Origin of the sequence: Pseudomonas sp. GM33, from assembly GCF_000282295.1 — a bacterium.
GTDB classification, from domain to species: domain Bacteria; phylum Pseudomonadota; class Gammaproteobacteria; order Pseudomonadales; family Pseudomonadaceae; genus Aquipseudomonas; species Aquipseudomonas laurylsulfatiphila.
The window spans coordinates 23505-39861 of record NZ_AKJO01000078.1 but is presented as its reverse complement, the minus strand read 5'-3'; the positions used below and the strand labels follow the sequence as shown (position 1 = coordinate 39861).

Annotated in this window: 11 protein-coding genes and 1 pseudogene; 1 reads left to right on the top strand and 11 read right to left on the bottom strand. The window is 63.7% G+C overall.

Annotated elements, in window-relative coordinates:
* Window positions 1-22: 22 nt before the first annotated feature.
* The 11 genes and pseudogenes from PMI26_RS16510 to PMI26_RS16560 form a co-directional block, all read right to left on the bottom strand.
* On the bottom strand, window positions 23-1855 hold the full coding sequence (locus PMI26_RS16510) for a DUF1302 domain-containing protein (protein ID WP_007974211.1): 1833 nt from the start codon (window positions 1853-1855) through the stop codon (window positions 23-25).
* A 158-nt stretch (window positions 1856-2013) separates the two neighbouring features.
* A complete protein-coding gene (locus PMI26_RS16515; RefSeq protein WP_007974209.1) occupies window positions 2014-2802 on the bottom strand; it encodes a crotonase/enoyl-CoA hydratase family protein in 789 nt (262 codons plus the stop codon).
* A 9-nt stretch (window positions 2803-2811) separates the two neighbouring features.
* Window positions 2812-3813, bottom strand: a complete 1002-nt coding sequence (locus PMI26_RS16520) for an acyl-CoA dehydrogenase family protein (RefSeq protein ID WP_007974206.1) — start codon at window positions 3811-3813, stop codon at window positions 2812-2814.
* 24 nt (window positions 3814-3837) lie between these two features.
* The gene (locus PMI26_RS16525; protein WP_007974203.1) at window positions 3838-4995 is read right to left on the bottom strand and encodes an acyl-CoA dehydrogenase family protein; all 1158 of its coding nucleotides are present in this window, start codon (window positions 4993-4995) and stop codon (window positions 3838-3840) included.
* Window positions 4992-6200, bottom strand: coding sequence for a lipid-transfer protein (locus tag PMI26_RS16530; protein ID WP_007974201.1), 1209 nt, complete (start codon window positions 6198-6200; stop codon window positions 4992-4994). Before PMI26_RS16530 ends, PMI26_RS16525 begins: the two co-directional genes overlap by 4 nt.
* 31 nt (window positions 6201-6231) lie before the next feature.
* Window positions 6232-7371, bottom strand: a complete 1140-nt coding sequence (locus tag PMI26_RS16535) for an acyl-CoA dehydrogenase family protein (RefSeq protein WP_007974200.1) — start codon at window positions 7369-7371, stop codon at window positions 6232-6234.
* A gap of 263 nt (window positions 7372-7634) precedes the next feature.
* The gene (locus tag PMI26_RS16540; protein ID WP_007974199.1) at window positions 7635-9158 is read right to left on the bottom strand and encodes a long-chain-fatty-acid--CoA ligase; all 1524 of its coding nucleotides are present in this window, start codon (window positions 9156-9158) and stop codon (window positions 7635-7637) included.
* Window positions 9149-9583 carry a PaaI family thioesterase gene (locus tag PMI26_RS16545; RefSeq protein ID WP_007974198.1) on the bottom strand — a complete coding sequence of 145 codons (435 nt, stop codon included), beginning with the start codon at window positions 9581-9583 and terminating at the stop codon, window positions 9149-9151. The genes PMI26_RS16540 and PMI26_RS16545 overlap by 10 nt, the downstream gene beginning before the upstream one ends.
* Window positions 9583-11142 (bottom strand): annotated as a pseudogene (locus PMI26_RS16550) (acyl-CoA synthetase); the annotation flags it as partial. The pseudogene PMI26_RS16550 and the gene PMI26_RS16545, both read right to left, overlap by 1 nt.
* Before the next feature lie 57 nt (window positions 11143-11199).
* Entirely contained in the window at window positions 11200-12003 is an 804-nt protein-coding gene (locus PMI26_RS16555) for an enoyl-CoA hydratase/isomerase family protein (protein WP_007974196.1), read from the bottom strand.
* A gap of 51 nt (window positions 12004-12054) precedes the next feature.
* Window positions 12055-13209: a CaiB/BaiF CoA transferase family protein gene (locus PMI26_RS16560; RefSeq protein ID WP_007974195.1), complete on the bottom strand. Its 1155-nt coding sequence runs from the start codon at window positions 13207-13209 to the stop codon at window positions 12055-12057.
* 196 nt (window positions 13210-13405) lie between these two features.
* Here PMI26_RS16560 and PMI26_RS16565 point away from each other — a divergent pair, with 196 nt between their 5' ends.
* Complete coding sequence (locus PMI26_RS16565) at window positions 13406-16234, top strand: LuxR C-terminal-related transcriptional regulator (RefSeq protein ID WP_007974194.1); 2829 nt, start codon at window positions 13406-13408, stop codon at window positions 16232-16234.
* Window positions 16235-16357: the final 123 nt, after the last annotated feature.

The window sequence follows — 16357 nt, the reverse complement described above, 5'->3', positions numbered from 1 at the left end:
AGTTTCCTCTGGCAGGGTTGCATCAGAAATTCACGCCGAAGCTCAGCGCGGCGTAGTCGCGGTCGACGTTGGTATTGAAATCGCCACCGAAGTAGTTGGTGTAACTGAGGCTGGCGGTGTAGGTGTTCTGGTAGTCGGCATCGACACCGAGGCTGACCGCCTTGGAACCTTCATCGAAGTTCGGGCCGTAGCCCTGGACGTCGTGGGACCAGGCGAGGTTCGGCGAGAGGTTGATACCGGCGATCGCGTTCGGGTAATCGAGCTTGCCGCGCAGGCGATAGCCCCAGCTGCTGCTGGTGTAGAAGCCATCGTTGTTGCACTCCTGCGCCGGGTTGCTGGCGTTGGGCAGGCCCGCTGCGCTGCCACGGCAAGTGGCCGCACCGGCAGCACCCGGCAGTTCGCCGGAACCGAAGGCCGGGCTGCGACCGAAGCGCAGGTCCGTACCGTCCGCCTTGCCCAGGCCGTTGATCTTGTTGTAACCCACCTCGCCCACCAGGGTCAGGCGACTGGCACCGAACACCTGATCGAAGAACTGCGTCGCGGTCACCTGCGCCTGGGTCACCGGCATGCGCTTGTAGCCATTGACCTCGCCACCCAGGGTTCGCCCGGCGAAACCGGTGGTGATCAGAGGCGATGTGGCGCCGAAGGTCGCCGCGGACAACAGGTCGGCGGTGTTCAGTTGCAGCGGCATGTTCGGCCGGTAGCTGAGTTCCCCCCCCAGCGAAACGCCCGCGACGTTGGTCTGGAAGCTCAAGCCATACAGGCGAATGTCTTCCGGATAATCGATGAAGTAGCGGGCACTGCGCGCCGAAGCCACGCCCCCGGCCGGGTTGCTCATCTGGTTGATGCTCAGGAGCGGGTTGCGGCTGTGATAGTTCATCGCATAGGCGCCGAACTCGGTGTCGTTGGCTTCCGGCACGTACCAGCGCAGGGCCAGGCCATACTGGCCGCTGTCGCGTGCATCGTTGTCGTTGAGGCGCGGGATAAAGGCGTCATCGGTGCCTGCGGCAATGGCCGCCAAACCACCGGTGTTCTTCGCCACGCCCGGTGGCAGGTCGAGACCGGCGATCACCAGGCGGTCGTCACAGCCTTGCGGTACGCCGTCATTGCCAAAGAAAGTGCCGCAGTTGTCCACCACCGACTTGTCCCATTGCAGCTGGTAAAACGCTTCGGCGGTGATGTTGTCGGCCAGGCCCTGGGACACGTAGAGCAGGTTGACCGGAATCAGGCCTTCCTTCACTTCCGCACCGGGACGACGCAAGGCGGCGACGTCGATCGGGTTGATGCTGTTGATCGAGTTGCCGATGAACGTGCTCTCGCCCCAGCTCACCACTTGCTTGCCCAGGCGCACGTTGCCGACCTGATCGCCAATCGAGTAGTTGTGGTAGACGAAGCTGTCGAGGAACATCGCGCCGGAGGACTTGGCCGCGCGATCTCGCCCCGAGTCGTTGATGTCATAGAAGGGGCGGCTCTCGTCCATCAGCTCGAAGTCGTACCAGTATTTACCGCGCACGAAGGCGCCGCTGTCACCGTACTTCAGCTCCAGGTCATGCACGCCTTTGAAGATCTTCGAGAAGGTTTCACCCTTCTTGAAATTCAGGCGGTTGTCGTCGGTGGTCCGGGACGCGGACTGACCGCCGGTAACGCCCTGCGAGTTGAAATTGGAGATGAATTGCTTGTCTGGATCAGCCGTCGACCAGCTCGCCCCTATCGACAGCGACGAATCGAAACTGCCCTGAATTTCCCCGATATTGAAATCAACAGCGTGAGCCTGATTGCTCGCGCAAGTGGCAATCATTACAGCGACGGCCAGCAGACTCGGCTGGAAGACTCCGCGCATTGTTTTTGTTGTCATGCGGTTTCTCCGGTTAAGGATTAAGTGTTGGAGCACCCATGCTAGTGGGGCTCCGGCCCGTCCCTCACACCCGAACGGGTGATTTGAGGGGGTGTTTGTCGCGAGGTTTCGCGCGGTGTAACAGCCCGGTCCAAGCCGGGCGTTACGCTCGGTGACATTCACCCGGTAAAGCTCGGCACGCGCTTGTCGATAAAGGCCGCCACGGCTTCGCGGTGGTCGGCGGTCTGGTGCGACAGCACCTGGAACGTCGCGGACATTTCCAGCAGCGTGTCGAGTCGGGTATGCAAGGCTTCGCGCAGCAAGCGCTTGGCCAGACGCACGGCGTGCGGCGGGTTGGCGGCAATCGACGCGGCGATTTCCCGTGCCGTGTCCAGCAACTGTTCGGCGGGAACAACGCGGGACACCAGGTTCCATTGCTCCGCTTGACGGGCGTCGATCATTTGCCCAGTCAACGTCAACTCGGTGGCACGGGACAGACCGATGATCCGTGGCAACAGCCAGGCGCCGCCGTCCCCCGGAATGATCCCCAACTTGACGAAGCTCTCGGCAAACTTCGCCTGCTCGGACGCCACGCGGATGTCGCACATGCACGCCAGATCCAGCCCCGCGCCGATGGCCGCGCCATTGACCGCGGCGATCACCGGGACCTCCAGATTGAACAGCGCCAAGGGCAGGCGCTGAATGCCGGTGCGATATTCCTGACGCAATTGCATGCCCGACATTTGCGCATAACGGTCCATGTCGCGCACGTTGCCGCCGGAACAAAACGCCGTGCCGGCGCCGGTGATGATCACGGCACGCACGCTGCTGTCGCGCTCAATGCGCTCGATGGCTTCGAGGAACTCCGGCACGGCACTGTTGCCCGTCAACGGATTGCGTCGCTCGGGGTCATTCATCGTCAGGGTGACGACATGACCCTCCTGTTCGTACTTCAAAAACGGCTTCATGGGTGATCCTCAAGCGGTGGGAGACGGGATGGCGTGACGCACGAACTCGCAGGCCGTGACGTTCGGCTGCGTCAGCAACGCCTGGCCGACAATCCCGTTCCAGTACGTTTCCGAACCTTCGCTGATGCGCCACTCGTGCAGGCGCCGGGTGAACAGTTGCAGGTCCAGTTCTTCGGTCACGCCGATGGCGCCGAACAATGCATGGGCGATGGCCGTGACTTGAGGCACCGCCATGCTGGTCCGCGCCTTGGCAATGGCCGTCGCCATCAGCGGCGGCACCTGCGAATCGCCGGCAAACGCCAGTTCAGCGGCGATGCGCGAAGCGGCAACCTGCTCGGCCATCACGCTGAGCTGATGCTGCACCGCCTGGAACTTGCCGATGGCCTTGCCGAACTGCACGCGGTCGTTGCAGTACTCAAGCGTCATGGCAAGTGCCTGCTCCATGGCCCCGGCGATGGCGGCGGCGTGGATGGCGGCGTTGAACACCCGTACTTCCTCGCCGTTATTGCCGATGGCGCTACCGAGTGAGTCTTTCGACCAGTACAAGGTGGCGCATTGGCTGCCGTGAACGCCCGTGGGCTGACGGCGGGCCAGGCTGCAATCGAGCAGCAACAACTGGCCTTCCAGGTTGACCAGGGCGAAATCGGCCATCAAGCCAAACGCCACCCGTGGCACGCACAACAGGCCATCGGGCTGGCGATGGGCTGTACCGGCCAGGGTCAACATGCCGCTCGGTGGCGCGCTCGGGCAGTCACGCATCAACGCGCGAGCGGCCATGCTTTGCGCCGCCGGGACCGGCAGCGCGTAGCGACCGAAGGCGACAAAAATCGGCAGCAGTGCATCGAGCGCAAGGCCCGCGCCACCGGCAACTTCCGGCGTCAGCAATTCGAGAAAACCGCTGTCTTCCAGGGCGCTCCACAACGTCGTTGCGCTGTCTGCGCTTTCCACGGCACGGACCCGTGCCGGCGTGCACAAGTCGCTGAGGATCTTTTCAATGGCTTCAGTGAACATGACGTATTTCCTGTTGGAGGTGCATCAGCGCAGGCCAAGGCCGCGGGCGATCATGCCGCGCAGGATTTCCCGGGTGCCGCCGCGCAACGAGAAGGTCGGCGCGACCTGGTTCAGGTAGGCGACCGTGCTGTAGAGCGCCTCATCGACCGGTACATCCGGATCGGCGCTGATCGCCGCGGCAATCGCTGCCGGGATCGCTTGCTCGAATTCGGTGCCGATGTCCTTGACCAGTGCGGCTTCCACCACCGGGCTTTGACCCCGTGCGAGCAGTGCAGTCAGTGCCAGCGACAGGTTGCGCAGGCAGGTGAGCTGGCTGAGAAAACTACCGAGCAACGCAGTCTCCTGGGCCGTCGCGCCTGTGCGCCGCAACGTCTCGGCCCACAGGTCGAGCAACACGATGCTGGAGTAGAAACGCTCCGGCCCGCTGCGCTCGAACGCCAGTTCGGCGTTGACCTGTTTCCAGCCACTGCCCTCCTCGCCCACCAACGCGTCTTCGCCGAGCAAGACGTCGTCGAAGGCCACTTCGGAGAAATGCGCGTCACCGGCCAGGTCAACGATGGGACGCACGCTGATGCCTGGCTGCTTGAGGTCGATGATGAATTGCGACAGCCCGTTTTGACGGTCCTCGGGCGCACCGCTGGTGCGCACCAAAGCGATCATGTAATCGGCGTGATGGGCGTTGGTGGTCCAGATCTTGCGCCCGCTCAGGCGCCAACCTTCAGGGCAACGGGTGGCACGACTGCGCACGCTGGCCAGGTCCGAACCCGAGTTCGGCTCGCTCATGCCGATGCAGAAAAACGCCTGGCCGGCGCAGATGCGCGGCAGGAAAAAATCCTTCTGTGCATCGCTGCCGAACTTCAGGATCAACGGCCCGCTCTGGCGGTCGGCGATCCAGTGTGCCGCCACTGGAGCACCGGCAGACAGCAGCTCTTCCACCAGCACGAAGCGACTGAACGCATCCAGTCCGGCACCGCCATAAGCGGCGGGCAAGGTCAGGCCGACCCAGCCGCGCTGCGCCAGTTGCCGACTGAAACCTGCATCGAAGCCGGTCCAGCTGCGCGCTCGCACACTCGCCGAAACCCTTGGCAGATGCTGGGCCAGAAAAGCCTTGACCTCGGCACGAAAGGCTTCTGCGTGTGGCGGCAGTGCGGTCAGGCGAAAGGCGTCGAGCAAGCTGCTCACTGGGCACCTCCACTGACTTTGCCGTACAGCGTCACCACGCATGCACCGCCCAGCCCGAGGTTATGGGCCATGGCCAGGCGCGCACCGTCGACCTGCCGCTGCTCGGCATTGCCGCGCAATTGCTGGGTCAGCTCGTAGCACTGCGCCAAACCGGTCGCGCCCAATGGATGGCCCTTGGAAAGCAGACCGCCGGACGGGTTGATCACGATCTGCCCGCCGTAGGTGTTGTCACCGTCCATGACGAACTTCTCGGCCCCGCCCTCGGGGCAGAAACCCAGCGACTCGTAGCAGATCACTTCGTTCTGGGCGAAGCAGTCGTGCAGTTCGCAGACGTCGATGTCCTGTGGACCGACGCCGGCCTTCTCGTACACCTGGCCCACGGCGGCGTGGGTCATGTGGGTGCCCACCCAGTCGAGCATCGACGGTTTTTCGAAGTTGAAGGATTCGGGTGTGTCGGTGGTCATGGCCTGGGCGACGATTTCCACGTCGCGGCGCAGGCCATGTTTTTTCGCGAAACGCTCGGACACCAGGATCGCCGCCGCGCCGCCACAGGTCGGCGGGCAGGCCATCAGGCGGGTCATGACGCCTGGCAGAATCACCGGGTCGTTCATCACGTCTTCGACGCTGAGCACCTTGCGAAACAATGCCAGCGGGTTGTTGGCGGCATGACGGCTGGCCTTGGCGCGCACTGCGGCGAAGGTTTCCATTCTGGTGCCGTATTTCTGTATGTATTCGCGCCCGGCACCACCGAAGGTACGGATGGCCTGGGCCATGCCATCCATATCGGCGGTCAGGCCGCGCAGGATCGGCAGGAAACGTTCGCGGGTCGGCGGGCGGTCGTCCCAATGGGACTTCAATGCGCCGGCCTGCATCTGCTCGAAACCCACCGCCAGTACGCAATCGGCCGAGCCGGATTCGATGGCCTTGCGCGCCAGGTACAACGCGGTGGAGCCGGTCGAGCAGTTGTTGTTGACGTTGACCACCGGAATCCCGGTCATGCCGACTTCGTAGAGCACGGTCTGGCCGCAAGTGGAATCACCGTAGACGTAACCGGCGTAAGCCTCCTGGACCAGGTTGTAATCGATCGCCGCATCGGCCAGGGCGCGACGCACCGCTTCGGCGCCCATCTGCACATAGGTCGGGCTGTCGCTGGGCTTGCGGAACGGGATCATGCCGACGCCGGCAACCAGTACTTTTTCGCTCATGGTGTCACCTGAAAAAATGCGGGAAAAGGAATCACAACTGGCGCGCGATGAGTTCGCGCAGCACTTCGCTGGTGCCACCGAAGACACGCGTCACGCGCATGTCGACGAAGGCGCGGGCGATCGGGTACTCCATCATGTAGCCGTAGCCGCCATGCAGCTGGACCATGTCGTCGATGCACTTCCACAGGGTTTCGGTGGCCAGGAGCTTGGCGATGGCCGACTCCTGCACCGTGAGGCGACGACGCATGTGCTCACTGATGTAGTGGTCGATGGTCAGGCGCACGGCCGTGGCCTGGGCCTTGATGTCCGCGAGCTTGAACTTGGTGTTCTGGAAGTCCCAGACGGTCTGATTGAACGCCTTGCGGTCCTTCACGTACTCGACGGTCTGCTCCAGCAGGCGTTCGAGCTTGGCGGCGCTGTACAGGGCGATCACCAGGCGCTCTTGCGGCAACTCTTCCATCAGGTGCATGAAGCCCTGGTTCTCTTCACCGAGCAGGTTGCCCACCGGCACACGGACATCGTCAAAGAACAGCTCGGCGGTGTCGGCGGCGTGCTGGCCGACCTTGTCCAGCTTGCGCCCGCGGCGGAACCCTTCACGGTCGCACTCGACCATGATCAGGCTGCAGCCCTTGGCCCCGGCACTCGGATCGGTCTTGCACACGACCACCACCATGTCGCAGGTCAGGCCGTTGCTGATGAAGGTCTTGCTGCCGTTGATCACCCACTCGTCGCCGTCACGCACGGCGGTGGTACGGATCGCCTTGAGGTCGGAACCGGTGCCCGGCTCGGTCATCGCGACGGCCAGTACGGTTTCGCCGGTGCAGATTTTCGGCAGCCATTTCTGCTTCTGCTCTTCGGTGCCCAGACGCACGATGTAGGGCGCGACGATGTCCGAATGCACGCCCAGGCTCCAGCCCGAAACCCCGGCGCGGTACAGCTCTTCGATCAACACCGCCGAGTGACCGAAGTCGCCGCCGCCACCGCCATATTCGGTGGGCACGGTGAGGCACAGCAGATTGTGGCGGCCAGCCTTGAGCCAGGTTTCCCGGTCGACCTGCCCGGCCTCGTCCCACTGCGCCTGTTTGGGCAGGCACTCACGCTCGAAGAAACGCCGCGCGGTGTCGCGCAGCATTTCGTGGTCTTCACGGTAGACGGTACGGTTGATATGCATCGGGATCTCCAGTGGGTTGCCAGGCTAGGCTTGCGCCTGGTTCGTGGAACCACTGTATTGGCGGGGGGTGGGTCGTGAAGCCACCCGGATCGGGTAGCGAATTGAAGGTGGTTGAACAGTGAAGTTCGGGGATGCAAAACGGCCCCCTGTGGGAGCGGGCTTGCTCGCGAAAGCAGTGTGTCAGTCGACGCACATCTTGAATGTGGGTCCGCCTTCGCGAGCAAGCCCGCTCCCACAGGGTCTTGGTGGTGAAGTTAGGTGGGTTATTGGCGCAGTTCGCGCTTGAGGACTTTGCCAGCGGCCGAGAGCGGCAGTTCGTCGCGGAACTCAACGGTTTTCGGGCATTTGTAGGGTGCGATGAACTCGCGGCAGTACCTGCGTAATTGCTCGGCATCGACCTGGGCACCGGGCTTGCGCACCACCACCGCGTGCACCGCCTCGCCCCACTGTTCATGGGCAACGCCGATCACCGCGCACAGCGCCACGGCCGGGTGCCGCGCCAGGACGTTTTCGACTTCCGCCGAGTAAACATTTTCGCCACCGCTGACGATCATGTCCTTCAAGCGGTCGACGATGAACAGGTAGCCCTGCTCATCCATCCACGCGGCATCGCCGGTGTACAACCAGCCATCTCGCAATGCCCTGGCCGTTTCCTCGGGCTTGTTCCAGTAACCCTGCATGATGTTCGGCCCGCGCACGATGATCTCGCCCACCGTGCCACGCGCAACTTCCTGACCTTGCGGGTCGACGATTTTCACGTTGACCCCCAACCCGCCGCGCCCGACCGAACGCGACAGACCACTCTTGCGTGCCTGCGGCGTGTGATTGCACGGCAGATTGCTCGACACCACCGGGCAGGCTTCGGTGAGCCCGTAGGAATGAGAAAGCTCGAGATCCGGAAGCCGGGCCAATACCTGCTCCACCATTTCGCCAGCGCTGGGTGACGCACCGTAGGTCAGGCGTTTCAGGCTACCGAGGTCATGGCGATCGAAGTCCGGATGGGCCAGCAGCGCCAGGATCATGGTCGGCACCAGCAGCGTCTCGGTGATCCGTTCCCGCTCGATCACCTGCAGCACTTGGGCCGCGTCGAAACTCGACAGCAGCACATGGCTTTCACCGGCCATGAACTGAATCAGTGCCCGAGCCATGCCGGCGACATGGAACAGCGGCGCCACGTGCAACAGTCGACCGTCACGGATAGGCGGCATGTCGACCATGCGCGGCATGCACGCCGACCACAGGTTCAAGTGCGACTGCATCACGCCCTTGGGAAAGCCGGTGGTTCCGCCGGTGTACATGATGCAGGCAAGGTCTTCACCACCCCGCCCGGCGTCTTCGACCGGCGTGGCCTGGGCAATCAGTTGCTCGAAACCCAGCATGCCCACCGGCACTTCGCCCTCGCCTGCATAGATAAACCGTGGCGCATGGCGGGCACTGATGCGGATCTTCTCGGCCAGTGGTGCAAAGTGTTCGTCGACGATAAGGATGCCGGTACTGCAATCGTCCAGCGAATAGACGATCTCCGGCACGCTCCAGCGGATGTTCACCGGGTTGAGCACCCCGCCGCTCCACCACACGCCCATGATGTATTCCAGGTAGCGGTCGGAGTTGAGCGCCAGCATGCCGACCCGATCGCCGGCCGCCATGCCCAGACTCTGCAAGGCACCCGCCAGGCGAGCGACGCGGTCGCCAAACTGGCGATAGGTCCGACGGCGATCACCGAAAACCGTCGCGAGCTGATCCGGGTTCTGTTGCAACGTGCGTTGCAGGCATTGGGTCATGTACATGACGTCTGGCCCTTCCAGGGGGTGAAGACACCGTTGGCCCGCAACACCAGGCGCTCGCCGACCTTCAACAGGCAGCTGGCGCTGATGAAGGTGCCGCCGCTCTTGAGCACTTGCACATGCGCCTCCAGCCAGTCTCCTTCGCGCACCGGACCGAGGTAATCGACGTTCAGGTTGACCGTCACCGCCACCGACTGCGACACCGAAAGGCGCCGCAAAATGACGCCGAACGCGCTGTCCGCCACCGTGGCGAGAAAGCCGCCGTGGGCGATGCGCACGTAATTGAGATGCTGGGGTTCGAGGCGCACCGCCAGGATCGGCAGCGTTTCATGCACATAAAAGTCGCCGCAACAGCGCAAAAAACCCGAGCGTTGTTCCAGCGCGCAGAAGCCCTCGGGAATCAATGCGCCACCGTTCACTTGCGGCATCAACTGACACCCCGATCCTTGCCGGCCCAAAACGGTTCGCGCAGATCGCGCTTGAGCACCTTCCCTGCGCCGGACAGCGGCAACGCGGTGCGGAACTCGACCGACTTCGGCGTCTTGTAGCCCGCGATCTGCCGCCGGCAATGCTCGATGATCGCGGCTCCCGCGGCTTCGTGATCGGGCTTGAGCACGATCACAGCATGCACCGCTTCGCCCCACTGCACGCAGGGAATGCCGATCACTGCGCAGGCGGCGACGGCCGGGTGACTGGAAATCGCGCTTTCGACTTCACCCGAATAAACGTTTTCGCCACCGCTGACGATCATGTCCTTGAAGCGGTCGACGATGTAGATATAGCCGTCGTCGTCCATGTAGGCGCCGTCGCCGGTGTGCATCCAGCCGCCACGCAGGGCCTGGGCGGTTTCTTCGGGTTTGTTCCAGTAGCCGAGCATGATGTTCGGGCCACGGACCAGCACTTCGCCGACCGTGCCGCGCGGCACCTCGTTGTCGTGTTCGTCGACGATGCGCACCGTAACGCCCAGCCCTGGCCGCCCGGCCGAGCGCAGGCGACCATTGGCAATGCCTTCGGCGCTGTGGTTTTCCGGACCGTTGGCGCTGATCGGCGGCGCCGCTTCGGTCATGCCGTACCCTTGGGTGAACTCGACATTGGGCAACGCCTTGAGCGCCAGTTCGAGCAAGGGCACGGCAATCGGCGAGGCGCCGTAGGTGAGACTGCGCAGGCAGCTCAGGTCATGTCTGGCGAATTCCGGGTGCATGATCAATGCCTGAAGCATGGTCGGCACGATCAGGATGTCGGTGATGCGCTCGCGCTCGATGGTACGCATCACGTCCAGGGCATCGAAGGCCGGGACGAAAATGCTCGGCAGACCGAGCAGCGAGATCAGGATGACCCGCGACAGCGCCGCCAGGTGGAACATCGGCGCGATGTGCAGGGTCAGGGCATCCGCCGGCACCGGCACATCGGCCGCACGGGCCACGGCAGCGGTCCACAGGTTCATGTGCGACTGCATCACGCCCTTCGGCCGGCCGGTCGTGCCGCCGGTGTACATGATGCTCGCCAGGTCATCACCGCCGCGAAAGGCGTCGTCCACCGGCGTAGCTTCACGAATCAGTTGCTCATAGGACAGCATGCCTTCGGGCAATGGCCCGTCGCCGATGTGAATCAGCAATGGTCGTACCTTGGCGCTGCCGGCGATGTCTTCGGCCATGGGCAGGAAGGTGTCGTCGATCAGCAGGATGCGCGTGTCACAGTCGTCCAGCGAGTAGACGATTTCCGGCACGCTCCAGCGAATATTCACCGGGTTGACCACGCCACCGCCCCACCAGGTCGCCAGGAAATACTCAAGGAATCGGTCGGAGTTCAGGCCCAGCAGGCCGACGCGGTCGCCGGTCTGCATCCCCAGTTGCTGCAACGCCCCGGCCAGACGAGCCACCCGCTCGGCCAGTTCGGCATAGGTGCGGCGGCGGTCGCGAAAGACCGTCGCCACGGCATGGGGACGTTGCTGCAACACACGGTGCAGGCCTTGGGTCAAATACATGGGGTTCTCCTGTGAATTATTGTTGTCAGGTCAGGACGAATGCGGCGCTTGCCTGTTGCGTCAGGTGCCGGTGTACTTCGGTGAACGCTGCTCGGCCTGGGCCATGCGCCCTTCGGCGTGATCTTCGCTGTCGCGCAGCAACCCCCAGTGCAGATGGGCCTGGGTGACGAAATCCCGGGGTGCGAGGTGGGCGGTCTGCAAGGCCAGGCGCTTGATCGACTGCACTGCCAGCGGGCCATTGGCGGCAATGCGCCCGGCCAGATCCAGCGCCGCCGGCAGCAGACGGTCCTGGGGCAGCAGCTCTATGATCAAACCGATGTCCAAAGCCTCCTGCGCGCCGATCGACTCCCCGGTCAGGGCCATTTTCATCGCGTGTGCCGCCGGGATCGCACGCAGCAGGTACTGCACGCCGCCGGCCGCTGGAATGGTCGCGTCGCATACTTCAGGCAAGCCGAAGGTAGCGCCGCACGAAGCGATGCGCAGATCGCATTGCAGCGCCAGCTCAAGACCGCCTCCCAGGCAGGCACCATTGATGGCGGCAACCACCGGTTTCCAGATGTCCAGGTCGCTGAGGTCGAACAGTCGGCTGTAGCCACCCTCCTCGGCTTCGGTTTCGCGACTCTTGAGGGTGCCGGCGACGAACCCCGAAGCGGCCAGCAGCGACTCCTTGTGGCTCGCACCGCTGCAAAATGCACGTTCGCCGGCACCGGTCAGGACGATGACCCGCACCTGTTCGTCATCCTGGCAGGCGCCCAGGGTCTTGCGCAGGTGCATCAAATCGCTGAGGGTCAGCGCGTTGTTCGACTGTTGCGCATCGAGCGTGACAAGTGCCACGTGATCGATGATCTTGAACTGAATGGCCATGGGTGACTCCTGCGCTGCACGGATCTTTATGTTTTTTCGGGGAGAACGCGCTCAGGCGCGCCATCCCAGACCCAGCGCGCGCAAGCGCTCAATGGCCGGCGTGTCGAAGCCCCAGTCGCGCAGTGCGTCGCCGCCGTGTTCGCCACGCTCGGGAGCGGGTTGCGGTTGCGCCGATGGCGTGCCAAGAAAACGCGGAGCCGGGACCGGCTGCACCACCCCGTCGACCTCGATGAAGCTGCCACGGGCAACGCCATGGGGATGTCGGGCGGCTTCGACAAGCCCCAGCACCGGTGCAACGCAAGCGTCGCTGCCTTCGAACGCTGCCACCCACTGCTCGCGGGTGCGGCCCAGGAACGCAGCGGTGAAGACCTCACGCAGCCGCGGCCAGCCAGCCCGGTCGTGCTGATTGGGCAAGTCGGCGTTGGACAGTCCGAGGATTTCCAGCATCTGCGCATAGAAGCGCGACTCGATCGGCCCGATTGCCATGTACTGGCCGTCGCGGGTTTCGTAGGTGTCGTACCAGGGCGCGCCACCGTCGAGCAGGTTGCTGCCGCGCTGTTCTGTCCAGTGCCCGCCGGCGAGCAAGCCCCAGATCACCGAGCCCAGCTGCGCAGCACCTTCGGTCATGGCCGCGTCGACCACCTGGCCGGCGCCGCCGCGCTGCACGTTGACCAGCGCCGCCAGCACGCCCATCGCCAGCAGCATGCCGCCACCGCCGTAATCGCCCACCAGGTTCAGCGGCGGCACCGGTCGCCCACCGGCCGGGCCGATGCTCGACAACACACCTGACAAGGCGATGTAGTTCAGGTCATGCCCGGCGCGGTCGGCCATCGGGCCGGTCTGGCCCCAACCGGTCATCCGCGCGTAAACCAGGCGCGGATTGCGTTCGAGCGCGATGTCAGGGCCAAGACCCAGGCGCTCCATCGTGCCGGGGCGAAACCCTTCAATCACCACATCGGCACGTTCGATCAGTTCCAGCGCAGCGGCGACACTGTCCGGGCGCTTCAAGTCGAGGGTGACCGAACGCCGATTGCGCCCGGTAATATCGGCACGCTTGCCTTCCAGCTTCGGCCCCAGGTCACTGGCCTTCTGCGGGCGGTCGATGCGCACCACGTCGGCGCCCATGTCGGCCAACAGCATGGTGCCAAACGGCGCCGGCCCGATTGCCTCAAACTCCACCACCCGAATGCCACTCAGTACGCCCATTGCCAACGCTCCACTGTTCTGACGGAGCGCCACAGCACTCCTATTCTTGTGCCTTCCAGTAGATCAATCCGTTGATCGACGACCACCACCCGCATCGGGTGGTGGCCGCCAAAGACAGGGTCATGCCACCCATGCTCTGGGTTACACTCGATGAGATTCGACGCACTCACAAAACAAGAAAGAATCGGACAGCCCCATGGATAAACCCCGCAAGTCCAATGCATCGGACCCCCATGCCAGCCAGGTCTTCAATCCGGTTCAGTCCCCGATCGTCAGCACCAAACTGATTCCGCCGCGCAGCACCGGGCGCCTGATCTCCCGCGAACGCCTGCAGGATCAGATGCTCAAGGCCCGACGCCTGCGCTGCATCGTGCTCAAGGGGCCGGCTGGCTGCGGCAAGACCTCGACCCTGATCGCCTGGCGCCAGGCGCTGTTGCCGTTGGGATTCGATGTGGCGTGGCTGACGTTGTCGGCGGACGACAACGAACTGACGCGTGTTCTTGACTACCTGCTGGCGAGCCTCGGCCAAATCGACCCGGCGCTGGTGCGGGACGCGACTCAACTGGAAGGTCGCGGCATCGACAGCGAAGCCGTTGAGCGCACCGTCATCACCCTGGTGCGTAGCATTGCCAGCCGTGGCCGTGAACTGGTGCTGGTACTCGACGACCTGCACCACCTGACCGACGTGGGCATTCACCAGGCCCTGCAATGGCTGATCGACTACGCCCCGGCCAACCTGCACCTGGCGCTGGTATCGCGCAGTGCCGTGCCGTTGTCCCTGGCGCGGTTGCGCAGCCAGGAACTGGTGCTCGAGCTGAACCTGCGGGACTTGCGCTTCACGGCGCTCGAGTCCGAACAGTTCCTCAAGGCGCAGTTGGGTGAGATCAATGCCCGCGACGCCAGGATGATGCATGAGCTGACCGATGGCTGGGTCGCCGGCCTGCAACTGCTCGCCGTCAGCCGCAAAAAGAACCGCCCGCCTGCCACCCCGGACGCCACGTCAGTGCACACGCAACTGCGGGACGATCAAGCCTTCGCCAAGTTTTTCGAAGTCGAAGTGCTGTCTCACCTGTCGCCGACCGACCTCGACCTGCTGCTGCTCATGGCCGTGTGCAACCGATTCTGCGCCTCATTGTGCGCCGCACTCAGCGGCCACCCGCAGGCGGTTGCCGAAGCGAATGCGCTACTGACGCGCATGGAGCGGGACAACCTGTTCCTGATCCCGGTGGACAGCGCCGAACGTGAAACCTGGTATCGCCTGCACCCGCTGTTGCGCGAAACCCTGCTCAAGTATTTCGACTCCCGCAGCCAGGCCGAGCAACACGCGGTGCACGTGCGGGCGTGGCACTGGTTCCGTGACCACAATCACCTGGATGAAGCGGTGCACCACGCGGTCATGGGCGGCGACCCGGCTGCCGCCGCCGACCTGGTGGAGCAACACGCCGAGGCGCTCTACGCCCATGGCGACCTGCGCATGTTGATCGAGCTGGTACGGCTGTTGCCGGTCGAACAGGTACAGGCCCGGGTCAAGCTGCGCATCCTCAAGGCGCGGATGCAGTTGTATGCCCGGGATTTCGTGGCCTGCAGCGCCAGTCTCGAACAACTGTTTCGCGACGTTCCCGAGAGCGAAGTCCATGACCACTTCATGATCTCGCTGCTGCGCGCCTCCCTGGCCCTGCAACGCGATGACACCGACGCGGCCATGACGGTCCTGCCGCAACTGCTCAACCCGCCGCCGGGCAGCAACAGCGTGGCCATCGGCTCCTGCGCCAACATCCTGTCCTGGCTGTACATGCACCGCGGCGAATATGAAAAGGCCCGGCAGGTACAACTCGACCGGCCGAACCTGCTGATCAATGGCGAACCGCTGCTGGGAACCACGGCGGGCAGCCTTCAGGGGCGTTGCATGATTGGCTTGAGCCTGGCCCTTGAAGGCCAGATGACTCAGGCGGAAAGGGTTTACCGCGACGTGCTGCATGAGGCCGGCCAATGTGGCAAGGCCGGTGCCGACGCGACTTATCTCTCCGCCGCGCTGCTCGGTGAGGTGCTGTACGAAACCAACGATGTCGACGCCGCGTTCAAAATGCTCTCGGGCTGGATCGACATTCTCGAACGCATTTCGATTCCCGATTCCGTCCTGCGTGTGCTGCAAGTGTTATGGAACGTGCAATGGCTGGCAGGTAACCATCAAGAAGCCCTGGCGTTTGTCGAGCGGCTGGATGAGTACGCGATCAAACTGGGTCTGGAGCGCCTGCAAGCCTACTGCCTGACCTGGCAAGTGCGCTGGTTGCTGATTCTCGGGGAGACGGCACAAGCCCAGGCCAAACTGGCGCGCCTGGAAGCCATCGACGCGCGTCACCCGGATGCCGGGCACACGGCCCTGAAGGAAATCCACATCCTGGCCGAGAATGCCCGCGCTCGCTGGCAACTGGTCCAGGGTGATCTGGACGGGGCTTTCGATCGCATAGAACGATTGATCGAAACCTGCGACCGGCATCGTCGCCAACTCGGGGCAACGCGCCTGCTGGTGCTCAGTGCCGTGATCGAGTCCGAACGCGGCAACCCTGAACGGGCACGGATCAAAGTCATCGAAGCCTTGCGCCGAGGTCAACGCTTTGGCCTGGTGCGCAGCCTCCTCGACGCCCATCCGGATGGCTTGAAACTGATCTGCGATATTGCCGCCCGCGAAGCCCTGGACCCGGTGCTGGCGTTTTATGTCGAGCGCTTGCAGGCGGCCGAGGCCACGACCCCGGCGATCTCGAAGGCCAAACCTGCGACAACGGCCACCAGCAAACCGTTGACGGCCGGGATCGAGCCGTTGAGCGAGCGAGAAATCGAAGTCGTGCGCCTGCTGGCCCAGGCCCTGCCCAACAAGAAAATCGCCCGTGCCCTGGGGCTCTCGCCGGAAACCGTGAAATGGCACCTGAGCCATATCTACAGCAAGCTCGGCGTCAACAGCCGCGATGAAGCGGTGGCGCGGGTGCGAGATCTGGAATCGCAGGATGGCAGCAACGTCCACCCCTGAAACCCTGTAGGAGCTGCCGCAGGCTGCGATCTTTTGACTTTGTTTTTTAAGAACAAGATCAAAAGATCGCAGCCTGCGGCAGCTCCTACATGGATTGTTTTTTCCCCCGCCACCCGGCTCGGG

Bases quoted from the DNA above. Each gene is read 5' to 3' on its own strand.
- PMI26_RS16560 (WP_007974195.1), bottom strand. From the start codon at position 13,209: ATGGGCGTACTGAGTGGCATTCGGGTGGTGGAGTTTGAGGCAATCGGG.
- PMI26_RS16540 (WP_007974199.1), bottom strand. From the start codon at position 9,158: ATGTACATGACCCAATGCCTGCAACGCACGTTGCAACAGAACCCGGAT.
- PMI26_RS16520 (WP_007974206.1), bottom strand. From the start codon at position 3,813: ATGTTCACTGAAGCCATTGAAAAGATCCTCAGCGACTTGTGCACGCCG.
- PMI26_RS16530 (WP_007974201.1), bottom strand. From the start codon at position 6,200: ATGAGCGAAAAAGTACTGGTTGCCGGCGTCGGCATGATCCCGTTCCGC.
- PMI26_RS16515 (WP_007974209.1), bottom strand. From the start codon at position 2,802: ATGAAGCCGTTTTTGAAGTACGAACAGGAGGGTCATGTCGTCACCCTG.
- PMI26_RS16510 (WP_007974211.1), bottom strand. From the start codon at position 1,855: ATGACAACAAAAACAATGCGCGGAGTCTTCCAGCCGAGTCTGCTGGCC.
- PMI26_RS16565 (WP_007974194.1), top strand. From the start codon at position 13,406: ATGGATAAACCCCGCAAGTCCAATGCATCGGACCCCCATGCCAGCCAG.
- PMI26_RS16535 (WP_007974200.1), bottom strand. From the start codon at position 7,371: ATGCATATCAACCGTACCGTCTACCGTGAAGACCACGAAATGCTGCGC.
- PMI26_RS16555 (WP_007974196.1), bottom strand. From the start codon at position 12,003: ATGGCCATTCAGTTCAAGATCATCGATCACGTGGCACTTGTCACGCTC.
- PMI26_RS16545 (WP_007974198.1), bottom strand. From the start codon at position 9,583: ATGCCGCAAGTGAACGGTGGCGCATTGATTCCCGAGGGCTTCTGCGCG.